Source organism: Virgibacillus litoralis (assembly GCF_017873675.1).
Taxonomy (GTDB): Bacteria; Bacillota; Bacilli; order Bacillales; family Amphibacillaceae; genus Lentibacillus; species Lentibacillus litoralis.
Window position 1 is genome coordinate 230061 of record NZ_JAGGKK010000001.1, and the last position, 23399, is coordinate 253459.

Here is a 23399-nt window from a genome sequence, read left to right on the forward strand (position 1 = left end):
TCAGGTTGTCTCAAATTAGAGGCAGCCTTTTTAATTTGTGCACGTATCCAGTTGATGTTCGGGCTCTTCTGTCGATGTTTCCGCTCTTCTGTTGATGTTTGCGCTCTTCTGTTGATTCACACTCCCCTTCTGCACATTCACACTCTCCTTCTGTTGATTCACACTCTCCTTCTGCACATTCACACTCTCCTTCTGGCGATTCAGCCTCTCCTTCTGGCGATTCAGCCTCTCCTTCTGCACATTCACACTCTCCTTCTGCACATTCACACTCTCCTTCTGCACATTCACACTCTCCTTCTGCACATTCACACTCTCCTTCTGCACATTCACACTCTCCTTCTGCACATTCACACTCTCCTCCTGCACATTCGCACTCTCCAACCGGCGATTCACTCCCTCCTTCTGCACTTTCTTAGCAAAACTATTCAACCTGCTCCTAAAAATGTTATAATAATTAGAAAATATAAGGGGAGTTTTTATTTTGCTAAATGAAATACATAAACAGCTTGATGCACTTTACCCGGAGATGGTTGAAATCCGTCGTTATCTGCATCAGTATCCGGAACTTTCTTTTCATGAAACAAAAACAGCACAATATATTGCAGACTTCTATGAAAAATTAGGAATCCCATACCAGACGAACGTTGGTGGAAATGGTGTGATTGCAACATTGAAAGGTGATAAGCCTGGCAAGACAGTTGCATTAAGAGCAGACTTTGACGCCCTGCCAATCCAGGATGAAAAAGATGTTCCATATAAGTCAAAAGTAGATGGCGTGATGCATGCGTGTGGACATGATGGACACACGGCAACATTACTCATGCTCGCAAAAACAATGACGTCCTTTCAGGAGGATTTACCCGGAACAATCGTCTTCCTGCATCAGCATGCTGAAGAGTATGCACCAGGTGGGGCTAAACCAATTGTTGAATCTGGAGCAATTGATCATGTTGATGCAGTATTTGGGACACATCTTTGGGCCACTACTCCATTCGGTGTGCTGCAAACGACCAAAGATGTATTTATGGCAGGGACAGACCGCTTCACAATAACGATCCATGGTCAAGGCGGTCATGGCGCATATCCACATGAAACCAAGGATGCTATTGTAATTGGTTCACAGCTGATAACACAGCTTCAGCAAATCGTAAGCAGACGATTAGATCCACTGGAAACGGCAGTGCTTACAATTGGTGTATTTGAAGCAGGTACGACTTTTAATGTAATTGCAGATAAAGCAAAGATTGTCGGTACGGTACGATTTTTAAATACAGCTGTTCAAGAGCAAGTCATCGAAGAAATGGAAAAAGTAATCAAAGGAGTATGTGTGTCGAGTGACGCTTCCTATTCATTCGATTATGTAAAGGGCTATCCGCCACTAGTTAACCATGCTGAGGAGGCTGAACTTGTCCTGAACGCCAGTGAAAAGATTAAGGAAATTCATACTGCTGAGGAAGTGCTGCCTGTAATGGGTGGCGAAGACTTTGCGTATTATACAATGAAAAAGCCTGGTGCTTACTTTTTTACAGGGGCTCAAAAGGAAGGCAATGAATTCCCGCATCATCATCCAAAATTTGATATTGAAGAACGCGCTTTACCAGTAGCAGCCAAGACATTAATTCAAGCCTATTTTGATTATCAAGAGTAATAATAAATACCCTTCAGCATTTGAAGGGTATTTATTATTCCATCTTCTTTTTCACATAACCGTTTATAAATAAATAATTAAATATTACCCCCACAACCAGAACAGTCAGTACTCCAATAAACTCGCCCATCCCTAAAAATAAAAGAGCGAAAATCACAGTTTGAATAACTGTTAATTGAAAAAGCAATTTAATCATTGATCTTTGACGAATCTCTAAGTCGACAGGGTATAAGTCTAGCCACATAACCGTTCGATGGTGATGATAAAGTGTCATCATTTGAAAACTGCTCATGTACAAAAATAACAGGGCGAAAATTAACTTCATCCATATATTTGGTACATAGTAAATAAATAGTCCGCCAATAAAAATCAAACGAAAATACATACCCAGATAATCACCGCTGCGGATGAAGGTAATTCGATACAAATAATCAAATGTATGTTTATTGGCAAAAGGCACCTTATTAAACAGTGATACGAGCCAGTGCCTGCTTTTAACTTGATTTCTCAAATGCGGAACATCCGTAAACATATTTGCTAGTCTGTAAAAAGAATGCATACGATTTCGATCTTTTTCAACTAATAAATCCCACAAAATTCCTGCCTGTTTTCTTGATACATTCAAATCATACAGGAACACAAGTGTAAATAATAATGTCGTAATCCCTGCTAACAGCATTTCACCTTGAATGATAAAATAAAATACCGCAATATTTAGTAAGGTTCGTACAAGCAAATCAACCTGACGAATTCCTGGTTCGCGTATTTTCAGCATCCACCAATTCGCCATTAGGTTCCAGCCTTTGAAAACTAGAACAACTAGCAACGTTAGTAAATAAATCTTGCCGGCACGATCAGGATATGTAGCAGAATATAACGGACCAAACATAGCTCCTAAGAGTAAGATTAAATATAGCTGAATAACGAAGCTGTACACAATTCCATTCCGAAAATAGGGCCCCATTTTATTTTCAGCTGTTATTAGGAAAACTAAATCTGGTTCTTTTAACAATGTTCTGACCGGACTATAACTAACCAGCAGCCCAAATACAACACCGATAATAATTGCTGTCGGAAAATTTTCCGGAAGTGCTGTTAACCACTGCTGATAATAATAGGCAAGGGCTGAGACAAAAAATAGCATTGCAAAAGCAATATGCCCATTGAAAATATAACGTAAATAGCGGCTTGTCTCCTTAATATGCGCAGCAAACCGTTTCTTAAAAAATTCATGTGCATTAAACATGGCTATCTTCCTTTGTTAATTGCACATATAAGTCATCAAGTGTTGATTCAGGCATGTTGAATTTCTGCCGCAGTTCATCCAACGTGCCAATTGCCCGGATTTCGCCATCATGCAAAATTACAAACCGATCACAATAGCGCTCTGCGGTTGCAAGAATATGTGTTGACATCAGCACACCAGAACCATTGGCCTTCATTTTGTCCATTAGCTGTAAATAAGACTTAATCCCAAGCGGATCCAGCCCGACAAACGGCTCATCAACAATATATAATGGCGGTTCAATCAGGAAAGCACACATAATCATGACTTTTTGACGCATCCCTTTTGAAAAATGAACAGGAAACCATTTTAATTTTTTCTCCATTCGAAATTCTTTCAACAATGGAGGCAGTCTTTTTTCAAATACATCTTCAGGTATATTATAAGCCATTGCAGTCAACTGAAGATGTTCATATAATGTTAACTCATCATATAAAATCGGCATTTCAGGTATATAGGCCATTTGATTTCGATAAGTCGTCCTGTTTTCCTGAAAAGTTTTGCCATTCACAGCAACCTTGCCCTTTTTTGCATGCATTAATCCAATAACATGTTTAATTGTGGTACTCTTTCCGGCACCATTTAAGCCAATAAGTCCTACAATTTCGCCTGGAAAGACATTAAATGAAATGCCTTGCAGAACGTTTTTATGTGTATAACCACCATACAGATTATCAATATGTAACAAAGGTTCCACGAGATTTCCTCCTAGTATTCACTTAGCTAAAATTTTACCATGTTTAACGGGCAAAGCCAAAACAAACTATTCACCAGTTTTCGACAGAAATTGTGTATAAAATTTCTTAATCCGTTCACACTAACAAATGAAGTCATGAGGATCTAACACTATCATAAAATTTCGTATTGCACACAAATGAGGTGTTTGTGATCGATAATTCTGTGATCGACAATCTAATGAAATAAACCCTTTTGCCAGGGCGTCTCAATAACTTGAGATGCTGACAAAAAGGTTTTTTGTAATCACGTTAAGTAGCAGCATGCGATTTAACATTAATTACAAAGTCCCCAACGTTAGAGTGTATAGCATCCTCATACTTCTTAAAGCAGGCAGGTCCATTAGCGTGGGCCTGACCTGTTTATTTAATTGTAAAAGCTTTACATTCTCCCCTATTCCTATATACAATAAAGTAAAATGATTAGGAGTGATTTGCATGCCACATGAAGATTGCATTTTTTGTAAAATATTAAATGGGGAAATTCCATCAGCTAAAGTTTATGAAGATGACTATGTCTATGCATTCCTTGACATTAGCCAGGTAACAAAAGGGCATACGCTAGTTATACCGAAGACACACACAAAGAACATTTATGAAACACCACCAGAAGTTGCAAGTTCGCTATTTGCAAGAATTCCAACAATTGCAAACGCTATAAAAAAAACGTATCAGCCAATCGGGATGAATCTTTTGAATAACAATGAAAAGCCGGCAGATCAATCAGTGTTCCATTTACATATTCATATCATACCGCGCTATGGTGACAATGACGGATTTTCATCAAAATGGGTAACACATGAAAAGGACTATACTTCAGAAGACCTCCAGCAAATTGCAAAAGAAATTGGTCAAGAAGTCTAATCACATTCAGAATAAATCTGAAAATTAATACTTTTTATTTTGTCTGCTATTTGATATAATATTATTGTGTTAATTAATACTATATTACTCCTCTGGCACAGCTTGTCAGAGGATTTATGCAGTAAGAATTTTTTTACTTACCCAACTCTTTAAAAAACACGTTTCATAGTAACCTCAAAAAAGGAAAAGATATACAAGAGTTGAAAGGAGCGTATTCTCTATGGCAAACGGAAAATCACTAATTCTCGGGATCATGGTCGGGGGAGCTGTCAGTGCCACCGCAACTTTACTGAGTACACCCTCATCAGGAAGAGACTTTCGCTATCGTGCAAAAGAACAAAGTATGGAATGGAAAAGTATGCTTGAAAATATTAAACTTGATGGACTACGCTTGAAAAAGCAAATTTCAGAGACTTCAAAAGAAGGTGCTGCCCTAATCAAAGAACTAACTCAGGAAATGAAAAGTTCTGTTGAGGAGTGGAAAGGTACGGTTGAACCCCATCGAGAAAGTATCCATGAATATTTGGAACAAATTGAATCAAGCTTAAAAGACTTAGAAACTAAACTAAAAAAAGAATGAAAAAACAGGCTATCAAAGTTGATAGCCTGTTTTTCTATTCTGCTGGTTCCAGATCTTCTATTGACTCTATATCCATATATGATGGTACAACTAGACCAATTTTTGCGCCTTCAAGATTTGCACCAAGATCTTCAAACTGATCAGAATACTTATCATAAAAATCTTTATGTGTTACTGGCATCCAAGCAGCAAGTGATGCATCACCATCACCATTTGCAATTGATTCAAATACAACTGCAACATCTACTGGTGTAACCGTGACATCATAACCTAATTTCTCCATTACAGCTTTCACCACAAACGCTGAAGAACGTTCGGAATCCCAAGGTGTTGATACAAGTTCAAACGACTCTCCATCAACCTCTTCTACACCCTTTGTCCATTCGCTAATCTTATCCTGATTATCTTCTACCCAGCGATTGGCTACTGTTTCAATGTCGTCACCAGTTTCTTGGGATTCATACATAATGCTCTCCATATCTTTTACATCCCACTTAAATTGGTCAACCAATTTATAAGCATTTGGCTTTTCCTCTTTCAAACCTTGTCTGACAATCGTTTTGATTACTTCTTCCTGCCCATAAATACCTTTGGGGTCATCCAAATACTTCATATCAGGGTATTTGGCAAATGTCCAATGGGGGTTCCAGCCAGTAATAATGATTGGCTCTTCGTCTTTAATTGCTTTATCCAGTTCTGACGCCATTGCCGCAGTGGAAGATAAGTTTACTTCCCATCCACTCAACGAATCATATTCTTCAATGGCTTTCTCTGTTGTTACTGATATCCCTGCTCCCGGCTCGATACCGGTAATAGTATGCTCTACTGCTTCACCATAATTGGTTTCGCCCTCACTACCTGTATTCTCTTCATTATTGCCTGAATTGTCCTCATTGCCTCCGGATCCACAACCCGCCGCAATAAGTATTGCTAGTAGACCTAAAATAAAAGTGAATTTTGTCCATCTATGGTAGTTTTTGATCACTTGATAACACTCTCCTTGGTTATATTAAAGGCTGATACATTTTAGTATCAGCCTTTACATTTGTTTTATTCTACTTCTGAAGTCCATTCATCTACTTTATCTTGATTTTCTTCAACCCATGTTGCGGCTGCTTCTTCAACAGGGGTACCATTCTGAACTGACAGCATTACACTTTCAATATCAGCAGAATCCCACTTAAAGGCATCTAGTACTTTATATGCGTTTGGTAGATCTTCTTTAAGTCCTTTACGAGCCATTGTTTCGATTGTTTCAGCATCACCATATACACCTTCTGGATCTTCTAAATATTTTAAGTCATATTTTTGGAATTTCCAGTGTGGAGACCAGCCAGTAACAATAATTTCTTCTTCATTATCGATTGCTTCACCTAGAGCGGTTGCCATTGCACCACTTGAGGATGTCTGAACTTCCCATCCATCTAGATTTTCATATGTCTCTACAGCGTCTTCTGTTGCAGCTACAACACCAGCTCCAGGCTCAATACCTGTGATTGTTTGGTCAGCTTGTGCGTCAAGATCTGCAAGTGAGTTAACATCCATGTATTCTGGTACAACTGCACCAATTTTCGCGCCTTCTAGGTTAACACCTAGCTCTTCAAGTTGGTCTGAATACTCTTCATACTGTGTAGCATGTGTTCCTGGCAACCATGCAGCAACCATAGCGTCTGCTTCTCCATTTGCAACAGCTTCCCACATTACTGAGTTATCAAGTGGTGTTAATTCAACATCATAACCAAGGTCTTCTAACACTTTTCCTACAACATTTGTAGATGCAACTTCAGTGTCCCATTCTACATAAGCTAATTCAATTTCTTTACCTTCACCGACTTTAGCTGAACCATCATCGGATCCTCCGTCGTCTGTTGTTTCTCCATCAGAGCCACAACCTGCAGCTACTAATGATAATGAAAGTCCGGCAGCAATGCCTAGACGTTTCCAGTTAAATTTTAACATAACTATAAAACTCCCCTTTTTCTATTATTTATATATATGGAAACTCTTCGTAAGAAAAGGTACCAACTTAATCACTCTTCGAATTCACTGTTTGTGTGAATCGATCAATAATAATTGCAAGTATTACTATACCAATACCTGCTACAAATCCTGTTCCAACTTGTGCACGTTGCAGTGCCGATAGAACTTCTCTTCCAAGTCCAGGTGCACCAATCATAGATGCAATTACTACCATTGATAAAGCTAACATAACTGTCTGGTTAATACCAGCCATAATGGTTGCCTTTGCCATTGGTAATTCTACTTTAAATAACTTCTGTGCCCCGGTACTACCGAATGCATCAGACGCCTCCACCAATTCTTTGGAAACCTGACGAATACCTAAATTCGTGAAACGTACTGTCGGTGGTGTTGCAAATATTAATGATGCAAATATACCTGGCACCATTCCTATACCGAAAAACGCAACTGCTGGTATCAAGTAAACAAATGCTGGCATTGTTTGCATGAAGTCGAGTATTGGTGTAATAATCGCTTCCGCAGCTTTACTCTTAGACATTAAGATGCCAAAAGGAACACCAATAATTACTGATAAAATACTTGATATTAAAACCAATGTAAATGTATTCATCAGATGCTCCCAGAATCCCTGATTATAAATCAGCCATAACCCTACAACACTGAATGCTGCCAAACCGAGTTTTTTACCTGATATAAAGAATGCAATTATGGCGACAACTAAAATAATAATTACAGGCGGAATAAGGATTAAAGTATCTGCAGACCACTCCATAAATTCGCCAAAATGCTCTTTAATTGGATCAAACAGAAATGCAAATGTATCTGTAATCAGATCAGTAAACTTTTCTGTTGCTTCTGCTATTTTTATCTTCGGTACAAATTCTAATATGTTATTAAGCATCTCCTATATTCACCTCGCCATCTCCAGCAAGTGCAGCTATAACAGCTCCACGGACAACAATTCCAACAAGTTTATCGTTTTCAACGACTGCAACAGGAACTGGTGAATCATGAATAACATTAAATATCTCATTCATTGAAGTTTCTTTATCCACTTTTTCAATATCAGTGCGTAATATCTCTTTAATATCACGAACTTCACTCTTTCTTGCTTCAGACGCATCATCAGCTGTTACATAACCTTTAAGATTACGTTTGCCATCAACCACTAAGATACTTGAGAGGCCTTCTTCACGCATACGTTCTAATGCTACACGCGGACCATGCTTTTCTATGTTTATGGTTTCTGGACGTTTCATAATATGTTGTGCCGTCAATACTTTAGAACGATCAACATCTTCAACAAACTTTTCTACATAGTCATTTGCTGGATTAACCAGAATTTCTTCTGGCGTTCCAATTTGAACAATGGAACCATCTTTCATTAATGCAATACGGTCACCTAATCTTAATGCTTCATCTAAGTCATGTGTGATAAATAAAATTGTTTTCTTCATACTTTCCTGCAGATCAATAAGTTCATCCTGCATTTCTTTACGAATAAGTGGATCTAAAGCTGAAAAAGCTTCATCCATTAGCAGAACTTCAGGATCGTTAGCAAGTGCACGCGCCAAACCGACACGCTGTTGCATACCACCGGATAACTGACCTGGAGTCTGATGGATATACCCACCTAGTCCGACCATTTCTAATGCATCCTGTGCCTTTTTCTTTCTTTCCTCTGTAGGAACATTTTGAATTTCCAACCCAAATTCTGCATTCTCCAAAATTGTTTTATGAGGAAACAATGCAAAACGTTGGAAAACCATACTTAACTTTTCTCTTCGAATTTTGCGAAGTGACTTCATATCCATTGTTGCCAAATCATCACCATCGATTAGAACACTACCTTCAGTAGGCTCAATTAATCGGTTAACTAATCTAACTAAGGTTGACTTTCCACTACCAGATAAACCCATAATAACAAATATTTCGCCCTCTTCTACAGAAAACGTAGCGCGATTAACCCCAACTGTATTACCGGTTTTCTTTAAAATCTCGTCTTTAGACACCCCTTCATCCAAAAGCTTTAAAGCTTGTTTAGGGTTTCTTCCAAACACTTTTGATAAGCCTTTAACATCAATTACAGGCACAATATTCACCTCTCTCTTTCAAATGATACTTTTCCCACTGTGAACCAGGAAATTTGTATTACTACTTTTTTCTTAGGTTTTCCACACACATGTATTTTATGAAACTGATTTCTAAAATTTTTAGATCCGAACAGCATCACTCACTTGTAACACTATATATATATTACAGCTATATTTCAAACATTAAGTACCATTAATTTTGTATATATTTTTCGTACAGTTTATTCTGTATAAAGTTTTGCGTCCTCATTCTTAAAATTACTCCCATTTCCTCCTATTTACTATCCTATCACTAATTTTAAATAAAATTAACTTTAGTGTAACCTTTATGTAGCAGTGTGCAAGGAGGATTTTATGATTGAACCATCGACAGAAAAATTAACAAATAGAATATTAATAGAATTCGCTAAAACAATCGAAATGTTTGGTTTAACTCCATTGGAATCAAGACTATTTGCTTATATGTACTTAGCAGAAAAACCAATGACATTAGATGAAATGAGTGACGGATTAGGTAAAAGTAAAACCTCTATGAGTACTAGTATCCGAAGTTTGTCTGATTTAAACCTTGTAACCCGTGTATGGAAGAAAGGAGTACGAAAGGATTTATATGAAGCCAATACTGAGCTTTTTAAAAATTTCATGAGTTTTTACGTAAATAAATGGTTCGATGCGGTTAACCATCAGAAAGATTCATTGGAAGAACTAATTGAAAAACTTGAGCAACATGGGACTGAGCAAGAACCCGATACATACGAAAAGCTCCTAAAGATTATAAATTTTCACAAACAGGTAGAATCAACGTTTCGAAACATAAATCAAAGTTAATCTTTAAACGCTATTTTTCATTTTCTTCTATAATCCGTATAAATTCATTCATTAAAGAAGGATAGTATCCTTCTTTTTTTAAAGCATAAATTGTTTCATTTGGATACAGCTTTTCACTAAGCATACCAGCGAAGTGAACAAGTAAACTAGTAAAATTCAAAAAACCTTCTTCTTTTTGTTCCTCGAATTGACTATCCAACATTTTCAAAAGCTCCATTGTCTCATCAAATTCCATTCGTGAAATATCTTTTTGGATAAGCAACTTAATAAAAGGAAACTGCTCAATATTAATAACTTTTGCTAATAAACAAAGATGAAAGGCCGTTGCTTCATTTTGATCTAAATGTTCCAATAAAAATGACCTCCCAAAATAATTTATTTTAACTCTTTTATCCCTTGGCACATCAGTCATGATAAGGGTTATAAAAAAAGGCTATTTTTTTTACAAAAAAACTATTGCTTTTTATGGTGAAACGTACTATTATGCTTGAAGGATTGGTCATGATTTTAGCGAGCTATTTTACTGGAGGGATCAAAAATGAATTGCTGGAAAACCATTAATTTTAATAAAGACTATGGAATAAATAGGTTATATCTTCTATCATTTTTGATTGGCCTAGTATCATTCGTATTTCTTTATGTACCATTTTCAATTATACACGGTACAGTAAATTTAAACGAATTTGGGATTATTCCATTAATTATAGCATTGCTCTTTTTACCAACAGTTCATTCGTTTATGCATATCTTACCATTAATTATGATGTATAAACGAGTAAGATTAACTTATAAACGAAAAAACTTATTCTTTCCTATTATTAATTATTATACAAAAAAACCATTGACAAAAAAAGTTTCTTTACTAGTCGCAATTGCACCAACATTGTTCATTACGATACCAGCTGGAATGGCAACCTATATGTTCGTCGATTATTATGTATACTTTCTCTTATTCACATCGATCCATATAGCAATGACTTTTACAGACTTTTTATATTTAATCAATATCTCAAAAGCACCTAAACGATCCTATGTCGAGAATAGCAATGATGAATTTGCAATTTTAGTGAAACAACAAAATTAATTTGTAGAGGATCTGACATAAAGAGTCAGGTCCTTTTTAATTATCTAGCGTACTATAAAATTTAAGTGCTATGGATAATCGGACTTCCGAATCAGCCACGTCCAGCTCCGACGTACAGGACGTACTAGTACCGGTGACGCCACAGGACGTGGCGTTCTCACCGGCCAGCGCCTAGCGCCTAGTGGACTTCCCTCCCCGTGTCTACGATAAGTCAACATCGAATCACTTACGCTCTTCGTGTATCCTTTATCTCAGGGAAAAGGAAGATCGACTAAGACCGCCGCTTTGCGCGGCAACGTCGACCTACCCGCGATGCGCGGGCACAGTCCATACGGCGCTGAACAGGCGCTTGCGCTTTTGTTCATAGAAATAAACGATTTAATACTGTTCATCATGTTCATATTTTGATACAGTTAAGTATGAATTATGTTGTATGCTTCTTAAGGGGGTTTTTTATATGAGTATTCTTTTTCCTGTTTATGCAGTGTTTATATTATTAGTTTTTAATTCTCTAACACATCAATTCTGCATGAAAATGGAGATGAAAGAAAAAAAGCAATCCACAGTGTTCCGAGTCATTAATATCATGGTTCTCATATTGCTAATAACTTCTTACGTAAAAGTGTTAAATGTAATAACCTGAGATATAAATAATTACTACCTATTTTTTTTGCAATAAAAGTGTTATATTAATGCAATAGTTGTAAAATTTATTGAAACAAAATGATTAGGAGTGTTCACACATGAAAAAACTAGCAATCGCTGTCACACTTTCAGCTACTATTTTAGGCTTGACGGCCTGTAATTCTGATGAAAGTGACAATTCAGAAGTTGTTGCAGAAACAAAAGCTGGGAACGTTACAAAAGAAGAATTTTATCAGGAATTAAAGGATACTAATGGTGCTAGTGTACTGCAGCAACTAGTAACTGTCGAAGTACTAAATGATAAATATGATGTTTCCGAAGAAGAAGTAGATAAAGAGCTTAAAAGTGTAAAGGACCAATTAGGTGATCAGTTTCAACAAGCAATACAGCAACAAGGTTTCAAAGATGAAGAGGCGTTCCGTAAGATGTTACGTATTAGTCTCCTACAGGAAGCAGCTGTAGCTGAAGATATTGAGATTAAAGAAGAAGATCTTAAAAAACAATATGAGCGTATGAAAACAGAAGTACAGGCACAGCATATTTTAGTAGAAGATGAAAAGACGGCAAAAGAAGTGAAGCAGAAGTTATCTGATGGAGGAGATTTTGCCAAGTTGGCTAAGGAATATTCAACAGATACTTCCAATGCAGAAGATGGTGGAAAACTTGGATACTTCTCATCTGGTAAAATGGTACCTGCATTTGAAGATGCCGCCTACAATATGGAGGTTGGTGAAGTTAGTGACCCAGTCCAAACAGAGCATGGATTCCATATTATTAAAGTGACGGACAAGCGTGAAAAAGAAGAAGATATCGGGTCATTCGAAGATAATAAACAGGACATTCGTCGTAGTATCTTGAATCAACGTATGGATCCACAAAAAGCAAGAGAGAAAATTAATAAATTAATTGAAGATGCTGAAGTTGATATTAAAGTAGAAGGATTAGAAGATATCCTTAATTCTCAACCAAGTAATCCTCAAGGATAAAACAAAATCGGCTAATCCATCATTGTATGGACTAGCCGATTTTTTATTGGGATACATGCTGCTCCCTATCTTGTTTATGTTTGCGTTCCTCTTCCAAGCGATCCATATAGATTTTGCCTTCACGTTCAATAAATTGGTGTTCCAGTTGCTTTTCAGCACGCATTGCTCTAAAAGCCATATAACCACTAAGAAAAATAAAAATAATCAGCATAAAAACCCACCAAGGTACTCCAACTATCACGATTTAGCCCTCCTTGTCCATCAATCTATCAGATGTATATGAACAAATCAGCAAAAAAATGACTTACTCCTTAGTTCTCTTCGAAAAGTGGTTTATAGAATGCTCTATTATCCATTGCAAACATTCGCTCTGTGAATTCCCCAGGTTTAACTTTATCCAGCGAACGATTTAGCATATTCATTTTTGCATCTATCAAATCGATTAAATGTAGTAGCTCTGCTTCCCGGACTAACGGAGGTTTAGGGCTTCCCCACTCTGCTTTTCCGTGATGTGATAATACCAGATGCTGTAATATCAGGACTTCTTCCCCTTCAATTTCCAGTTCCTTAGATATATGTCCTATTTCCTCAACCATCATAGGTATATGACCTAGCAATTTACCTTCTATAGTATATGAAGTCGTAACTACACCAGATAATTCTTTAAGTTTACCAAGGTCATGTAGTATGATGCCTGCGTATAGTAAATCTTTGTTTAACTCCGGATATAGTTTATGAAGCTCTTTTGCTAACGCAAGCATGCTTACAATATGGTGTGCTAAACCAGAAACATATTCATGATGATTCTTGCTTGCAGCAGGATACGTTAATAGTGCCTCCTGATACTTTTTAATAAAAGCACGAACGATTCGCTGCATAGATGGATTTTTCATTTCAAAAATAGTTTCCGTTAGTTTTTCCATTAAAACTTCTTTTTCAACTGGAGCCTTAGCCACAAAGTCAGAAACTTGTACACCATCAGTTGATTGTGCCGGCCGAATAGAAGTAATTTTTAATTGTGCCTTCCCTCGAAACTGATTAATTTCTCCAGTAAGTTTAACAATCTGTTCTGGTACAAAAATTTCCTCATCTTCTTTGTTGGTATCCCAAAGTTTTGCTTCTATCTCACCTGTTGCATCACGTAAAATTAATGTAAGAAACGGTTTACCGTTACTTGTAACTCCACGTGAGGATTCTTTTATTAAAATAAAATTTTCAAACGAATCACCTATACTAAAATTTCCTATTCCGTTCTTCATAATCATCCTCCCCCGTAGACTGAAAAGAGACCGACAAAGGGCATAACAAGGTGTCACGCCATTTTTATGTCCATCTCATCTCGGTGTTTTTTATTTATCATTTTTTGGAATATATTCAAAAATCTTTCCTGATTCGATCAATTGAATAACTTGCATGAGCCACTCATAATAATTTTGTGCATATCGAAGCCTGTCAATATCCTGATGGATCTTCCGCTTTAAATCGTTATCAGCAGTTTCTTGTAAAATCTCATTTAGCTCTGCAATTGCCTCGTCCGCCTCTTCAATATTTGTTTCCGTATGCTGACGCCAACGATTTCCGAATAACGACGTAAACGACTTGTACCAGTCTTCTTCAGATTGGTATAAATCTTTTCGTATTCCTTTTTTAAATGTAGATTCAACCATTTTCATATCAGATAAAGCACGAACGCCTGTGGACATACTGGTTTTACTCATTTCTAATGCATCTCGCATATCATCCAATGTCATTGGCTGATTTGAAAAATATAAAACACCATATAACCGTCCTACAGAGGAAGTAATTCCATATAGATTCATGTTTCTAGCAATTACCTGAATAAACTTTTCGATTGTTTCTTCATATTTTTCTATGTCGTTTGGCGTGTTTTCATTAGGCAATGCATTTCCCTCCAACTGCAATATTCGTCCTTAAATGATGTCAAATTCTGACTCAGTTATCTGAAAATAGTTTATCATTAATGACTAATTTATGCTAACAGAATTTCTCAGGTTAACCACGTTTGTATTGCCAGCGAATTCCGCGACGTCTTTCTTGCAAGTAAACAGAATAATTTGCTGGTTTCTGGAAAAATCAGACAGCATTCGTATTATCCGCTTCGTACGATTCAAGTCAAAGTGGACAAAAGCATCATCAATTATGAAAGGTAAACGATGTTTTTCACTCATAACATCACTTATTCCCAATCGCAGAGAAACATACAGTTGATCAACTGTCCCTTGTGATAATTCTTGGGCCTGATAGCGTATACCATCAGTGGATTCTACCTGAAATGGAATGTTGGTTGTTGGAGCATAGATGTGTATATATTTATTTGCTGTCAGTGCTCTAAAATAAGCTGTTGTCTTTTCAATTACTACCCCCATATATTTGTCGCGATAATTACCTTTTGTTTCAACTAACATTTCCTTAGCGGTTTTATAAACTGACCATTCTTCTGCTAATTTTTCGAGTTGCTCCTGCTCCATATTAAATCGATGCAATACTTCTGAGTGCGTCTCAGAGGACTCCATATTTGAAAGGTCGGCATCTATATCTGCTCGTTCCTGTCGCATCTGATCTATTTCTTTTTCGAGCTTTTCTATCTGTGATGTTACTTGTTCCTGGTATACTACCAACTCACTTTCCTGAGTCCCTTCTTGTTCCAGCAACGCTTTAAACTCTTCTTTATTTTGCAGAATCCGTGCAATCTGTTCTTTAAGCTGTTTCATTTCAGTATCATGTTTCTGCTTTTGTTCAAATTGCTTTGCTTTTTTTAGAAAGTCATCTTCTGTTTTTGTGTTGGCAAAAGAAATTAAATCTGCTATTTCCTGTTCATATACGTGCATTTGTTGTTTCGTCACTCGTTGTTGGTCGACATTATCAGCAATCCACGTTTCATATTGTTCTAATAATCCAATTACGCTTTGATATTCAGTCAATAAGTCCTCTATTTTTTCAAGTTTTTCTTCAACTGTATTACCCGTTTCCCAATTCCTTTCCTGGTAAAACGCAGTCAGATGCTCATGAAAATCGGTTATTTCTTTCTCTAAGGCATTAAGTTGGCTTCTTAATTGATTTCTTTCCCGATCAAAGTTAATTAACTGTTTCAATGTATGAAAAAACTCTGGCCAATACATTGTCTCAATTTGCTTAAGAAACGGATATTGCTCATGCTGAGAGATTACCATCTTATTTAAACGATCTTTCTTTTGCTGTAAGGCATTTTTCTTTTCTTCCCACTGTAATAACTCAATATCGATTGACCTTAATCTATCCTTTAAGGAGGCTAGATCGTTTTTCTTTTGATCATTTGCTTCAAGTAATTGTTCTGCCTCAGAGCTTTCTTCAGCAGTTACTTGATCGGAAACTACTTTTTTATTCTGCAACATACCTTCCATATCACGCATGGACTTCCGACTGACTACCTGTTGTATAATCCCGCTAGCAAGAATTAGGGCTGACACGCCAAATAATGCTGGTTGCCCCTGAACGATCGCAAAAATACTTAAGATGAATGCAGCAACAGCACTTCCAATCAACGATAGTTTTGCGCGACTTTCTTTTTTCTCCTTAACTTTCTTCCAGTTTTTTTGTTGTTCAATGTTCTCCTCTCTTGCTTTCTTTAGATATTCCTGATGTTGATAATCATTGATTCGTTTCGATAACTCACTAATGTAGTTCTCTTTAAGAAGTGAATCAGTGAGCTCAAACTGCTGGCTGATTAAATAATCACGATTTTTCTTTAATTGCCTGTACTCCTGTTGTATATGTTCCTCTGTTAGCATTACCTGATCCAAATCATTCTTAAGCTGATTCCACGATTTTTCAATATGAAATGGGAGGTTTATTGCAGTTAGATCCTCATGTGTAAGTCCAATATTTAATTGATCTAATTCTGTCTCAATTTGTATATCCATTTTCTTTATTGACTTATCTTGCTTGTCTTGCTCTCTTTTATTCTCTAGGTAATGCTGTTTTTGCTGAATAATTGCTTCTGCATCTTCATATACGACTTCATCATACAAACTAGAATGGAGCGTATCCTTCTTTTCTTTATATTTAACTTGATTATCCTGTAGTACGGATAATTCACTTTTTAAAGGCAGTAATTTTTCCTTTAGTGTATTAAATCGTTCAACTCCATTTTCAGGGAATATCATATCAGCAGGAAAAGTGGCGAGTTGTTCCTTCTCACGTTGGTACGCTTTAATAATTGGAAGGGCTTGCTGTTTCTTTTCAGTAAAAAGGAGATCCTTCTTCGCCTTTTCCAGTTGATCTTGATACCTTTCGATTGCATCAGAAATAGCTAATACGTTTGCTTTTTTATCCCGATAGGCGGATTCTGTCTCCTGGTAGCTTTGTAATGAGGTAAACAAGTCATCCAGCGTTTCCAGCTGCTGATTAATTTCAGGTTTCTTTCCGAAAGGTTTAAACAGTTCACCAATTTTATTGTCGAGTTGCTTTTCGATTGCATAAATATTTTTAGAACCAGTCAACCCAACTCCAAGCAATACCTCACCAAGTTCATCTTCCTTCATATTTCTTATATTCATTAAATCAGCAGCAGAAAAGGAAAAAATGGATTGGTATGTTGCCTGTGTCATACCGTTCAACCGTTCCTGCAGCCAATCCTCTCCATGGGATTGACCATCTGCTGTGTAACATGTAGCTGACCCGTTCTGTATTCCATCAATCCGTTCAATCGTAAATTCACCATAATCAGCGTCGAATATCGTTAGTCTTCCACCCATTTTCCCACTTGTTTTGGGTTGAAAATATGCCCGTTTTTTTGGAGGTAATCCAAATAGCATAAATAATATAAAATGCTGTAAAGTAGATTTCCCCGATTCATTCTCTCCATATACACATACAAATGACCCAGCTGAAAAGTCAATTGTGTCATCAACCCATTTCCCAAAACCATAAATGGTTGCATTTCTTATTTGCAAGTTAATCACCTCCATTCTTTAAAAGTTCATGAACCAGCATATGCTTTGCTTGGTGTTTAATACGGAGTTCATCTTCACCAATAATCGGCTCCATGTATTTCCTCGCCTGTTTATGCTGGTATAATTCCTTTAAATATGATTGGATGGATACCTCGTCAAAATGGCGAATTAGTTCCCCTACAAAGTGCTCTCCCTGTGCCAGTTCATTGTCTATAGAATACAGACGTTCAACCTGATAACGAAAAATATATTTCCAATTTGCCTGGTGGAGAATAGTTTCATTAACGAGCTCAATTACTTCATCCATCAATTGTTCATCGGCCCAATTTTGCAGATTATCCTGATTGCTTTTAAATAATAGCTGAAGTAATTGTGGTCCTAAATCCTTTGTGTATTTACTTATTTCACTCTGTATTTTCGTTTCTAACTGATGAAGCTCATCACAATCAGAAACATCAATAGTTAAAGCATTATATTGAAGTGAGTGCAGTGGTATAAATGTCATTGCTGTATCTGTTTCCGATAATACAACATGGTAACATCCCTTATCCCCAGTCTCTTTGCGGTTCCGTCCTTGAATGTTCCCGGGATAAACAATAAAGGGGTTCTCTTTTAATACTTCTCGCTGATGAATATGGCCAAGCGCCCAGTAATCAAAGTTCTTTTCAGTTAGATCCGATAAATAAAATGGAGCATATAAGTCGTGGTCTGTATTACTGTGTAAACTTCCATGAAGCATCCCAATGTGAAATGGAATTTTTCCTGGAAGTCGTTGATATTCTTGTGCCTTTTTTGATAACACGGACCGATTTTCATAACTGAATCCATAAATAGCCGCACAGATTTCATTATTTTTTTCAAATGTAAAATGAGACACTTTTTCATTTGGGAAAATAAATACATTATCCGGATATGTAACAGGATGGATGTTCCCATTAATAAAATCATGATTCCCATAGGATAAATAAACATTGATGTCATGGTGCTGCAATTGTTCAAATGCCCTTCGTAAATGGACCTGTGCTTTTAGGCTCTGTTTTTCATTATCAAATAAGTCACCAACAATCAGCACAAAATCAACTTTATTATCAATTGCAGCTTGAACTAATCGATCTAAGGCATTAAATGTGCTATTTCTTACTTTCTTAAATATATGTTCGGGAATATGTGCAAGCCCCTTGAACGGGCTATCCAGGTGCAAGTCTGCCGCATGAATAAATGAAATTTGTTCTGTGATATGACCACCCTCTTTTAAATAGAATTTATATTTCCATTTTACCAAAAATTACGTACGAATGCACGTTCGTATAATGCCATTAAAAAAGGCCACGTGAAAGTGACCTTTCTATACTATTCTTTTTTGGATAAGGCTATTGCCTTTTTCACATCTTTCAGTGAGCTTGAACGGCCATACATTAAGACTCCACCTTTATAAACTCGTGCGCCAATTGCAGCAAAAAGTAAAATAGTTGCTACTAGAATCCCAATTGATAATGCAACTTCCCAAAATGGAATTTCAAGCATCCCAACACGCAGGAACATAAGCATCGGTGCGAAAAATGGAATATAGGAAGTTACCGTCACAAATGATGAATCCGGCGCTTCGAGTCCAAACATAGCAATAAAAAATGCAATCATAACCAGGAATATCATTGGCATTATCATTTGCTGGACATCCTCTGTTCTGCTTACAAGCGAACCTAGCATGGCAGCTAATGTTGCGTACAGTAAGTATCCAAGCAGGAAGAATACAATTGCATATACATACACGGAAGCAGATGTATTCTGAATACCAAAGTAATCAAAAACGCCTCCAGTTAGCTCATTTTGTTTGGACATAATAAGGGAATAGCCTACACCGATAATGATTCCAACCTGCGTGAGACCCAATAAAGCAATACCGATAATCTTCGCAAACATATGGGTAACTGGTGATGCGCTTGAAATTAAAATTTCCATAACCCGTGAGGACTTTTCAGTAGCGACATCATTGGCAATCATTGTTCCATAGGTGATTACAGATATATACAACAGGAAAAGCATGACATAAACAATACCCCTTGCCTGATTCAATTCTTCTGCGGTTTTTGCAGTATCATCTAAAGCAACCTTATTGAAGGTTACTGGTGAATATATTTCGGTGATTGTTTCCTGGTCAACACCAGCTTGTTGTGTCGCAGCTGCAACCTTTAATTGCTGCAGTTGCTGCTGAATAACTGACTGTTCCCCTGCTTCAGCAATATTATTGGCAAAATATGTTGCTTCTGGCAATCCTTCAGCGTCTATCGACAGTGAAATCAACGCGGCATATTCTTCATCCTGTACAGCGTTTTTGCCTTCTTCCTCTGCCCCATCATACGCAATCAGGTCCATCTCATCTGTTGCCCCTTCGACACTTTCTTCTAAAGGTGTAAATAACTCTCCCGCTTCATCGATCACAGCAATTTTATCTGTCTCTCCAGAAAATGTTTCCATGATCGTCTGGATGTTTGAGATGGCAAAGATAAATACTAACGAAACAATGGTACTGATTAAAAATGATTTTGTTTTAAATTTCGTCATATACGTATGGGATAAAATAATCCAAAATTTATTCATAGGAAGCACCTACCTTCTCAATGAATATATCACTTAAAGTTGGCTCTTCAAGTTCAAATTTTCGCACGAATCCTTTCCCATGGAGTGCTTCAAACAGCTTTTGTGCGACTGTCTCACTTTCAATCTGAAGCTCACAGCCTTCTGTCACAGGTTTATAGTGCATAACACCGGCATAATCCTTCAAAAAATCTACTAGGAAATCTGCATGGACAATTAAATTCTTTTTCCCAAACGACTTCTTAATTTCCCTTAGTGACCCTTGAACAACTGGTTTTCCTTTATGTAAGATACATAAATGTTCACAAAGTTCCTCAACATGATCCATCTGATGTGATGAAAACACTATGGAAGTTCCTTGTTCCTTAAGGTTTACAACAGCTTCTTTTAACATTTCAACATTGATTGGGTCCAACCCAGAAAATGGCTCATCAAGAATAAGCAGCTTTGGTTTATGGATAACAGCAGAGATAAACTGGATTTTTTGCTGATTACCTTTTGACAGTTCTTCCACTTTTTTATCTATATATTCTGGTACTTTAAATCGACTAAGCCAGCCTTCAAGCTCTGTAACTACCTCGCTTTTACTCATACCACGAAGTTTTCCAAGATAAATTAATTGGTCACGAACCTTCAGCTTAGGATATAGCCCTCGTTCTTCAGGTAAATAACCAATTAAATGACTTTTATCATAGCCGATGGATTCGCCATTCCATGAAATATCGCCTTCCGTAATATCCAATAACCCAAGAATCATTCGAAAAGTTGTTGTTTTACCCGCACCGTTTCCCCCTAAAAAACCGAACATTTCTTTTTCAGGAATTTCAATGGAAAGATGATCCACTGCAGTAGTACTTCCAAATCGTTTCGTCACATTTTTAATTTTTAATGTCAAATTTCTTCTCTCCTTCCCCGTTTTATGGTACGTTTACATTATCTAATAGTTTCATAATTTTTAATTTTAGGAGGAACCTAAAATGCGAACTTACGTATTAACAGTCTTTGACAAATCCGGGGAAAAGTTGCTCGATGAGTCCTTTGAGGCTACCAGTAATGATGAGGCCAAAAAAATTGGACAAGCAAAATTAGATGAAGAAGGATACAGTGAACATACACATCGTTGTGTATCTCCTGATGCAAAGTTAATCCTATTTCACAGGTGAACCAATGTGTTCATAACTACATTCGAATCCTAGCTTAAACAGGTGGCATTAAAAAAATAATTATTTTTAATGCCACCTTTTTACATTCAGAAACGATTGTAATAATAAGAATAGGTTATTGTCCTTTAAATGAGGGCTTTCGCTTATCTAAAAATGCACTTACACCCTCCTGGTGGTCTTCCGTATTTCGAAGTTCCCATTGTGACTTTCGTTCAGCTTCCATATAGGAAGTTAATTCTCTCTCATTTCTTTGATGATACATCATTTTCGTTTTCAGCATTGCCATAATTGGTGCAGTTAACATCTGATTGGCCATCTCGGTTGCGTGATCGATCGTTTGCTTATCCGTAAGCACATCTACTAGACCCATTGCCTTTGCATCGGCCCCTGTTAATTGCTGCTTACCCCAGATAAATTGTTTTGCCTTATGTGTACCGATACGTTCGCGCAACAGGAAGTGTCCACCCCCATCTGGAGCTAACCCGATTCCTATAAATAGCATACCAAGTTTGGATTCATTTTGAGCAACAACATAATCTGCCGTTAGCGCAAGACTTAACCCTAAGCCAACAGCTGACCCTTGAACAGCCGATATAACAATCTTGGGCATCATGTACAGCTTTAAGGCAATTGCTTCGATGATTTTCATTATGTGGTCATAATAGTTCTTATCATTAAATTCCGTCATCATTCCAATGTCTCCGCCTGCACAAAATGCTTTTCCTTTTCCACTAAGAATAACAATTTTATCATCATTTTTTTCAACTTGCTCCAGCACATCATGTAATTCCATAAGCATATCTTTATCCAGTGCATTGTAGCGGTCAGCCCGATTTAAAGTAATATAAGTTATATTATTCTTGCTTTCAAATAAAACAGTACTCATCGCGGTATCCCCTTTTTTTAAGAAATTTCTATCATAATATATAATTCGCCATCTATAGACAAAATCCTCTATAAAAGATTGAAGTTTTGGTACACCAGATAAAAACTGTATGGGTTAAAGAGCAACAAAATTCCCTAAAAAGGCTTAAAAGAACAAAAGCGCAAGCGCCTGTTCAGCGCCGTATGGACTGCGCTCAGCGCTGCGGGTGGGTCGACGTTGCTGCGCAAAGCGGCGGTCTTAGTCGATCTTCCTTTTCCCTGAGATAAAGGATACACGAAGAGCGTAAGCTGCCCCACAGGACGTGGGGTAGGTCGACGTTGCCACAGGATGTGGTGGTTTTAGTCGAACATCCTTTATTTCTTATCGTAGACACGGGGAGGGAAGTCCACTAGGCGCTAGGCGCTGGCCGGTGAGAACGCCACGTCCTGTGGCGTCACCGGCACTAGTACGTCCTGTACGTCGGAGCTAGACGTCGCTGATTCAGAAGTCCAGTTATCTACAGCACTTAAATTTTATAATTTCCTAAACCATAAAAAAAGTCCGCAACATTTAGGATGCGGACTTTTACTTAATTATTCGTTTGATTCCTCTTCAGAAGTACCATAAAGTTCTTCTAATGGCTTCGTAATAATCTGGCTCACTTCGTTGATCACAAGATTTAAGCGCTGTTCCTGTTCCATCAATTTTGAAATGTCCTCATGCTGTTGAACTGTTTCTACAACTTTACGTGCTTGTTCAACTTCCTCTTCTGAGATTTCCTGACCTTGCATTTGTTTTTCTTGTAATTCCATTTGAGTATTTCTGAAATTATCAAACATTTGCTTTGCAGATTCGTCACTCATTACTGCATCATATGCTTCTTTTAAACTTTTGAATTCATCACTTTCACGAATTGATTTTTCTAGGTCATACGCACTATCATAAATATTAGGCACGTTATATATCCTCCTTCATTTTCTAACTAAAATAACTATAACAAACGTTTAGGTGCATGTATACCATTTCGAAATATAGCTAAAAATGCAAAATTGGTTTTTCCATTCCGCTTATACTGCTATAATGGAAGAAAGCCCTAT

Annotated in this window: 24 protein-coding genes; 7 read left to right on the plus strand and 17 right to left on the minus strand. The window is 37.1% G+C overall.

Annotated features, from left to right (window positions below; genetic code table 11):
• Positions 1-30: 30 nt before the first annotated feature.
• Positions 31-393, minus strand: coding sequence for a hypothetical protein (locus J2Z82_RS01165; RefSeq protein WP_209478960.1), 363 nt, complete (start codon positions 391-393; stop codon positions 31-33).
• 88 nt (positions 394-481) lie between these two features.
• Between J2Z82_RS01165 and J2Z82_RS01170 the strand changes: the two genes are divergently transcribed.
• Complete coding sequence (locus J2Z82_RS01170) at positions 482-1648, plus strand: M20 family metallopeptidase (protein ID WP_280922956.1); 1167 nt, start codon at positions 482-484, stop codon at positions 1646-1648.
• 34 nt (positions 1649-1682) lie between these two features.
• Here J2Z82_RS01170 and J2Z82_RS01175 read toward each other — a convergent pair whose 3' ends face one another.
• Together J2Z82_RS01175 and J2Z82_RS01180 are read right to left on the minus strand one after the other, a co-directional pair.
• Positions 1683-2894, minus strand: a complete 1212-nt coding sequence (locus J2Z82_RS01175) for an ABC transporter permease (protein WP_209478961.1) — start codon at positions 2892-2894, stop codon at positions 1683-1685.
• Positions 2887-3630 (minus strand): ABC transporter ATP-binding protein, encoded by a 744-nt coding sequence (locus J2Z82_RS01180; RefSeq protein WP_209478962.1) that lies wholly within the window; start codon positions 3628-3630, stop codon positions 2887-2889. The genes J2Z82_RS01175 and J2Z82_RS01180 overlap by 8 nt, the downstream gene beginning before the upstream one ends.
• Positions 3631-4105: 475 nt before the next feature.
• Between J2Z82_RS01180 and J2Z82_RS01185 the strand changes: the two genes are divergently transcribed.
• Both J2Z82_RS01185 and J2Z82_RS01190 read left to right on the plus strand, forming a co-directional pair.
• Positions 4106-4531 carry an HIT family protein gene (locus J2Z82_RS01185; RefSeq protein WP_209478963.1) on the plus strand — a complete coding sequence of 142 codons (426 nt, stop codon included), beginning with the start codon at positions 4106-4108 and terminating at the stop codon, positions 4529-4531.
• 220 nt (positions 4532-4751) lie between these two features.
• Positions 4752-5111, plus strand: a complete 360-nt coding sequence (locus J2Z82_RS01190; protein ID WP_209478964.1) for a YtxH domain-containing protein — start codon at positions 4752-4754, stop codon at positions 5109-5111.
• A 34-nt stretch (positions 5112-5145) separates the two neighbouring features.
• On the opposite strand, the gene J2Z82_RS01195 is transcribed toward J2Z82_RS01190, so the two are convergent.
• From J2Z82_RS01195 to J2Z82_RS01210, 4 genes are all read right to left on the minus strand, one after another.
• Positions 5146-6096, minus strand: coding sequence for a glycine betaine ABC transporter substrate-binding protein (locus J2Z82_RS01195; protein ID WP_209478965.1), 951 nt, complete (start codon positions 6094-6096; stop codon positions 5146-5148).
• A gap of 65 nt (positions 6097-6161) precedes the next feature.
• Positions 6162-7070: a glycine betaine ABC transporter substrate-binding protein gene (locus tag J2Z82_RS01200; protein WP_209478966.1), complete on the minus strand. Its 909-nt coding sequence runs from the start codon at positions 7068-7070 to the stop codon at positions 6162-6164.
• A gap of 67 nt (positions 7071-7137) precedes the next feature.
• The gene (locus tag J2Z82_RS01205; protein ID WP_209478967.1) at positions 7138-7992 is read right to left on the minus strand and encodes an ABC transporter permease; all 855 of its coding nucleotides are present in this window, start codon (positions 7990-7992) and stop codon (positions 7138-7140) included.
• Positions 7985-9184 carry a quaternary amine ABC transporter ATP-binding protein gene (locus J2Z82_RS01210; RefSeq protein WP_209478968.1) on the minus strand — a complete coding sequence of 400 codons (1200 nt, stop codon included), beginning with the start codon at positions 9182-9184 and terminating at the stop codon, positions 7985-7987. Before J2Z82_RS01210 ends, J2Z82_RS01205 begins: the two co-directional genes overlap by 8 nt.
• Positions 9185-9538: 354 nt before the next feature.
• Here J2Z82_RS01210 and J2Z82_RS01215 point away from each other — a divergent pair, with 354 nt between their 5' ends.
• Positions 9539-10012, plus strand: a complete 474-nt coding sequence (locus tag J2Z82_RS01215) for a GbsR/MarR family transcriptional regulator (protein WP_209478969.1) — start codon at positions 9539-9541, stop codon at positions 10010-10012.
• A gap of 10 nt (positions 10013-10022) precedes the next feature.
• Here the strand turns inward: J2Z82_RS01215 and J2Z82_RS01220 are convergent, their stop codons facing one another.
• Positions 10023-10364 carry a DUF1878 family protein gene (locus J2Z82_RS01220; RefSeq protein ID WP_245250982.1) on the minus strand — a complete coding sequence of 114 codons (342 nt, stop codon included), beginning with the start codon at positions 10362-10364 and terminating at the stop codon, positions 10023-10025.
• A 186-nt stretch (positions 10365-10550) separates the two neighbouring features.
• Between J2Z82_RS01220 and J2Z82_RS01225 the strand changes: the two genes are divergently transcribed.
• Positions 10551-11096: a DUF3267 domain-containing protein gene (locus J2Z82_RS01225; protein ID WP_209478971.1), complete on the plus strand. Its 546-nt coding sequence runs from the start codon at positions 10551-10553 to the stop codon at positions 11094-11096.
• A gap of 743 nt (positions 11097-11839) precedes the next feature.
• On the plus strand, positions 11840-12727 hold the full coding sequence (locus J2Z82_RS01230) for a peptidylprolyl isomerase (protein WP_209478972.1): 888 nt from the start codon (positions 11840-11842) through the stop codon (positions 12725-12727).
• Positions 12728-12770: 43 nt separating this feature from the next.
• On the opposite strand, the gene J2Z82_RS01235 is transcribed toward J2Z82_RS01230, so the two are convergent.
• The 7 genes from J2Z82_RS01235 to J2Z82_RS01265 form a co-directional block, all read right to left on the minus strand.
• Positions 12771-12968: a sporulation YhaL family protein gene (locus tag J2Z82_RS01235; RefSeq protein WP_092493593.1), complete on the minus strand. Its 198-nt coding sequence runs from the start codon at positions 12966-12968 to the stop codon at positions 12771-12773.
• A gap of 70 nt (positions 12969-13038) precedes the next feature.
• The gene (yhaM, locus tag J2Z82_RS01240; protein ID WP_209478973.1) at positions 13039-13986 is read right to left on the minus strand and encodes a 3'-5' exoribonuclease YhaM; all 948 of its coding nucleotides are present in this window, start codon (positions 13984-13986) and stop codon (positions 13039-13041) included.
• A 90-nt stretch (positions 13987-14076) separates the two neighbouring features.
• On the minus strand, positions 14077-14628 hold the full coding sequence (locus J2Z82_RS01245) for a GbsR/MarR family transcriptional regulator (RefSeq protein ID WP_209478974.1): 552 nt from the start codon (positions 14626-14628) through the stop codon (positions 14077-14079).
• Between the two features lie 84 nt (positions 14629-14712).
• Positions 14713-17679: an ATP-binding protein gene (locus J2Z82_RS01250; protein WP_209478975.1), complete on the minus strand. Its 2967-nt coding sequence runs from the start codon at positions 17677-17679 to the stop codon at positions 14713-14715.
• Position 17680: 1 nt separating this feature from the next.
• Positions 17681-18961: a metallophosphoesterase family protein gene (locus J2Z82_RS01255; protein ID WP_245250983.1), complete on the minus strand. Its 1281-nt coding sequence runs from the start codon at positions 18959-18961 to the stop codon at positions 17681-17683.
• A gap of 68 nt (positions 18962-19029) precedes the next feature.
• Positions 19030-20277: an ABC transporter permease gene (locus tag J2Z82_RS01260; protein ID WP_209478976.1), complete on the minus strand. Its 1248-nt coding sequence runs from the start codon at positions 20275-20277 to the stop codon at positions 19030-19032.
• Positions 20270-21169, minus strand: coding sequence for an ABC transporter ATP-binding protein (locus J2Z82_RS01265; protein WP_209478977.1), 900 nt, complete (start codon positions 21167-21169; stop codon positions 20270-20272). Before J2Z82_RS01265 ends, J2Z82_RS01260 begins: the two co-directional genes overlap by 8 nt.
• 82 nt (positions 21170-21251) lie before the next feature.
• Here J2Z82_RS01265 and J2Z82_RS01270 point away from each other — a divergent pair, with 82 nt between their 5' ends.
• The gene (locus tag J2Z82_RS01270; RefSeq protein ID WP_209478978.1) at positions 21252-21437 is read left to right on the plus strand and encodes a YhzD family protein; all 186 of its coding nucleotides are present in this window, start codon (positions 21252-21254) and stop codon (positions 21435-21437) included.
• A gap of 115 nt (positions 21438-21552) precedes the next feature.
• Here the strand turns inward: J2Z82_RS01270 and J2Z82_RS01275 are convergent, their stop codons facing one another.
• On the minus strand, positions 21553-22323 hold the full coding sequence (locus J2Z82_RS01275) for an enoyl-CoA hydratase (RefSeq protein WP_209478979.1): 771 nt from the start codon (positions 22321-22323) through the stop codon (positions 21553-21555).
• A 572-nt stretch (positions 22324-22895) separates the two neighbouring features.
• Positions 22896-23258, minus strand: a complete 363-nt coding sequence (locus tag J2Z82_RS01280; protein WP_209478980.1) for a YlbF/YmcA family competence regulator — start codon at positions 23256-23258, stop codon at positions 22896-22898.
• Between the last annotated feature and the right edge of the window lie 141 nt (positions 23259-23399).

Coding starts and splice junctions, on each gene's coding strand:
- J2Z82_RS01230 (WP_209478972.1), top strand. CDS start 11,840: ATGAAAAAACTAGCAATCGCTGTCACACTTTCAGCTACTATTTTAGGC.
- J2Z82_RS01275 (WP_209478979.1), bottom strand. CDS start 22,323: ATGAGTACTGTTTTATTTGAAAGCAAGAATAATATAACTTATATTACT.
- J2Z82_RS01215 (WP_209478969.1), top strand. CDS start 9,539: ATGATTGAACCATCGACAGAAAAATTAACAAATAGAATATTAATAGAA.
- J2Z82_RS01190 (WP_209478964.1), top strand. CDS start 4,752: ATGGCAAACGGAAAATCACTAATTCTCGGGATCATGGTCGGGGGAGCT.
- J2Z82_RS01260 (WP_209478976.1), bottom strand. CDS start 20,277: ATGAATAAATTTTGGATTATTTTATCCCATACGTATATGACGAAATTT.
- J2Z82_RS01185 (WP_209478963.1), top strand. CDS start 4,106: ATGCCACATGAAGATTGCATTTTTTGTAAAATATTAAATGGGGAAATT.
- J2Z82_RS01225 (WP_209478971.1), top strand. CDS start 10,551: ATGAATTGCTGGAAAACCATTAATTTTAATAAAGACTATGGAATAAAT.
- J2Z82_RS01205 (WP_209478967.1), bottom strand. CDS start 7,992: ATGCTTAATAACATATTAGAATTTGTACCGAAGATAAAAATAGCAGAA.
- J2Z82_RS01200 (WP_209478966.1), bottom strand. CDS start 7,070: ATGTTAAAATTTAACTGGAAACGTCTAGGCATTGCTGCCGGACTTTCA.
- J2Z82_RS01175 (WP_209478961.1), bottom strand. CDS start 2,894: ATGTTTAATGCACATGAATTTTTTAAGAAACGGTTTGCTGCGCATATT.
- yhaM (WP_209478973.1), bottom strand. CDS start 13,986: ATGAAGAACGGAATAGGAAATTTTAGTATAGGTGATTCGTTTGAAAAT.
- J2Z82_RS01270 (WP_209478978.1), top strand. CDS start 21,252: ATGCGAACTTACGTATTAACAGTCTTTGACAAATCCGGGGAAAAGTTG.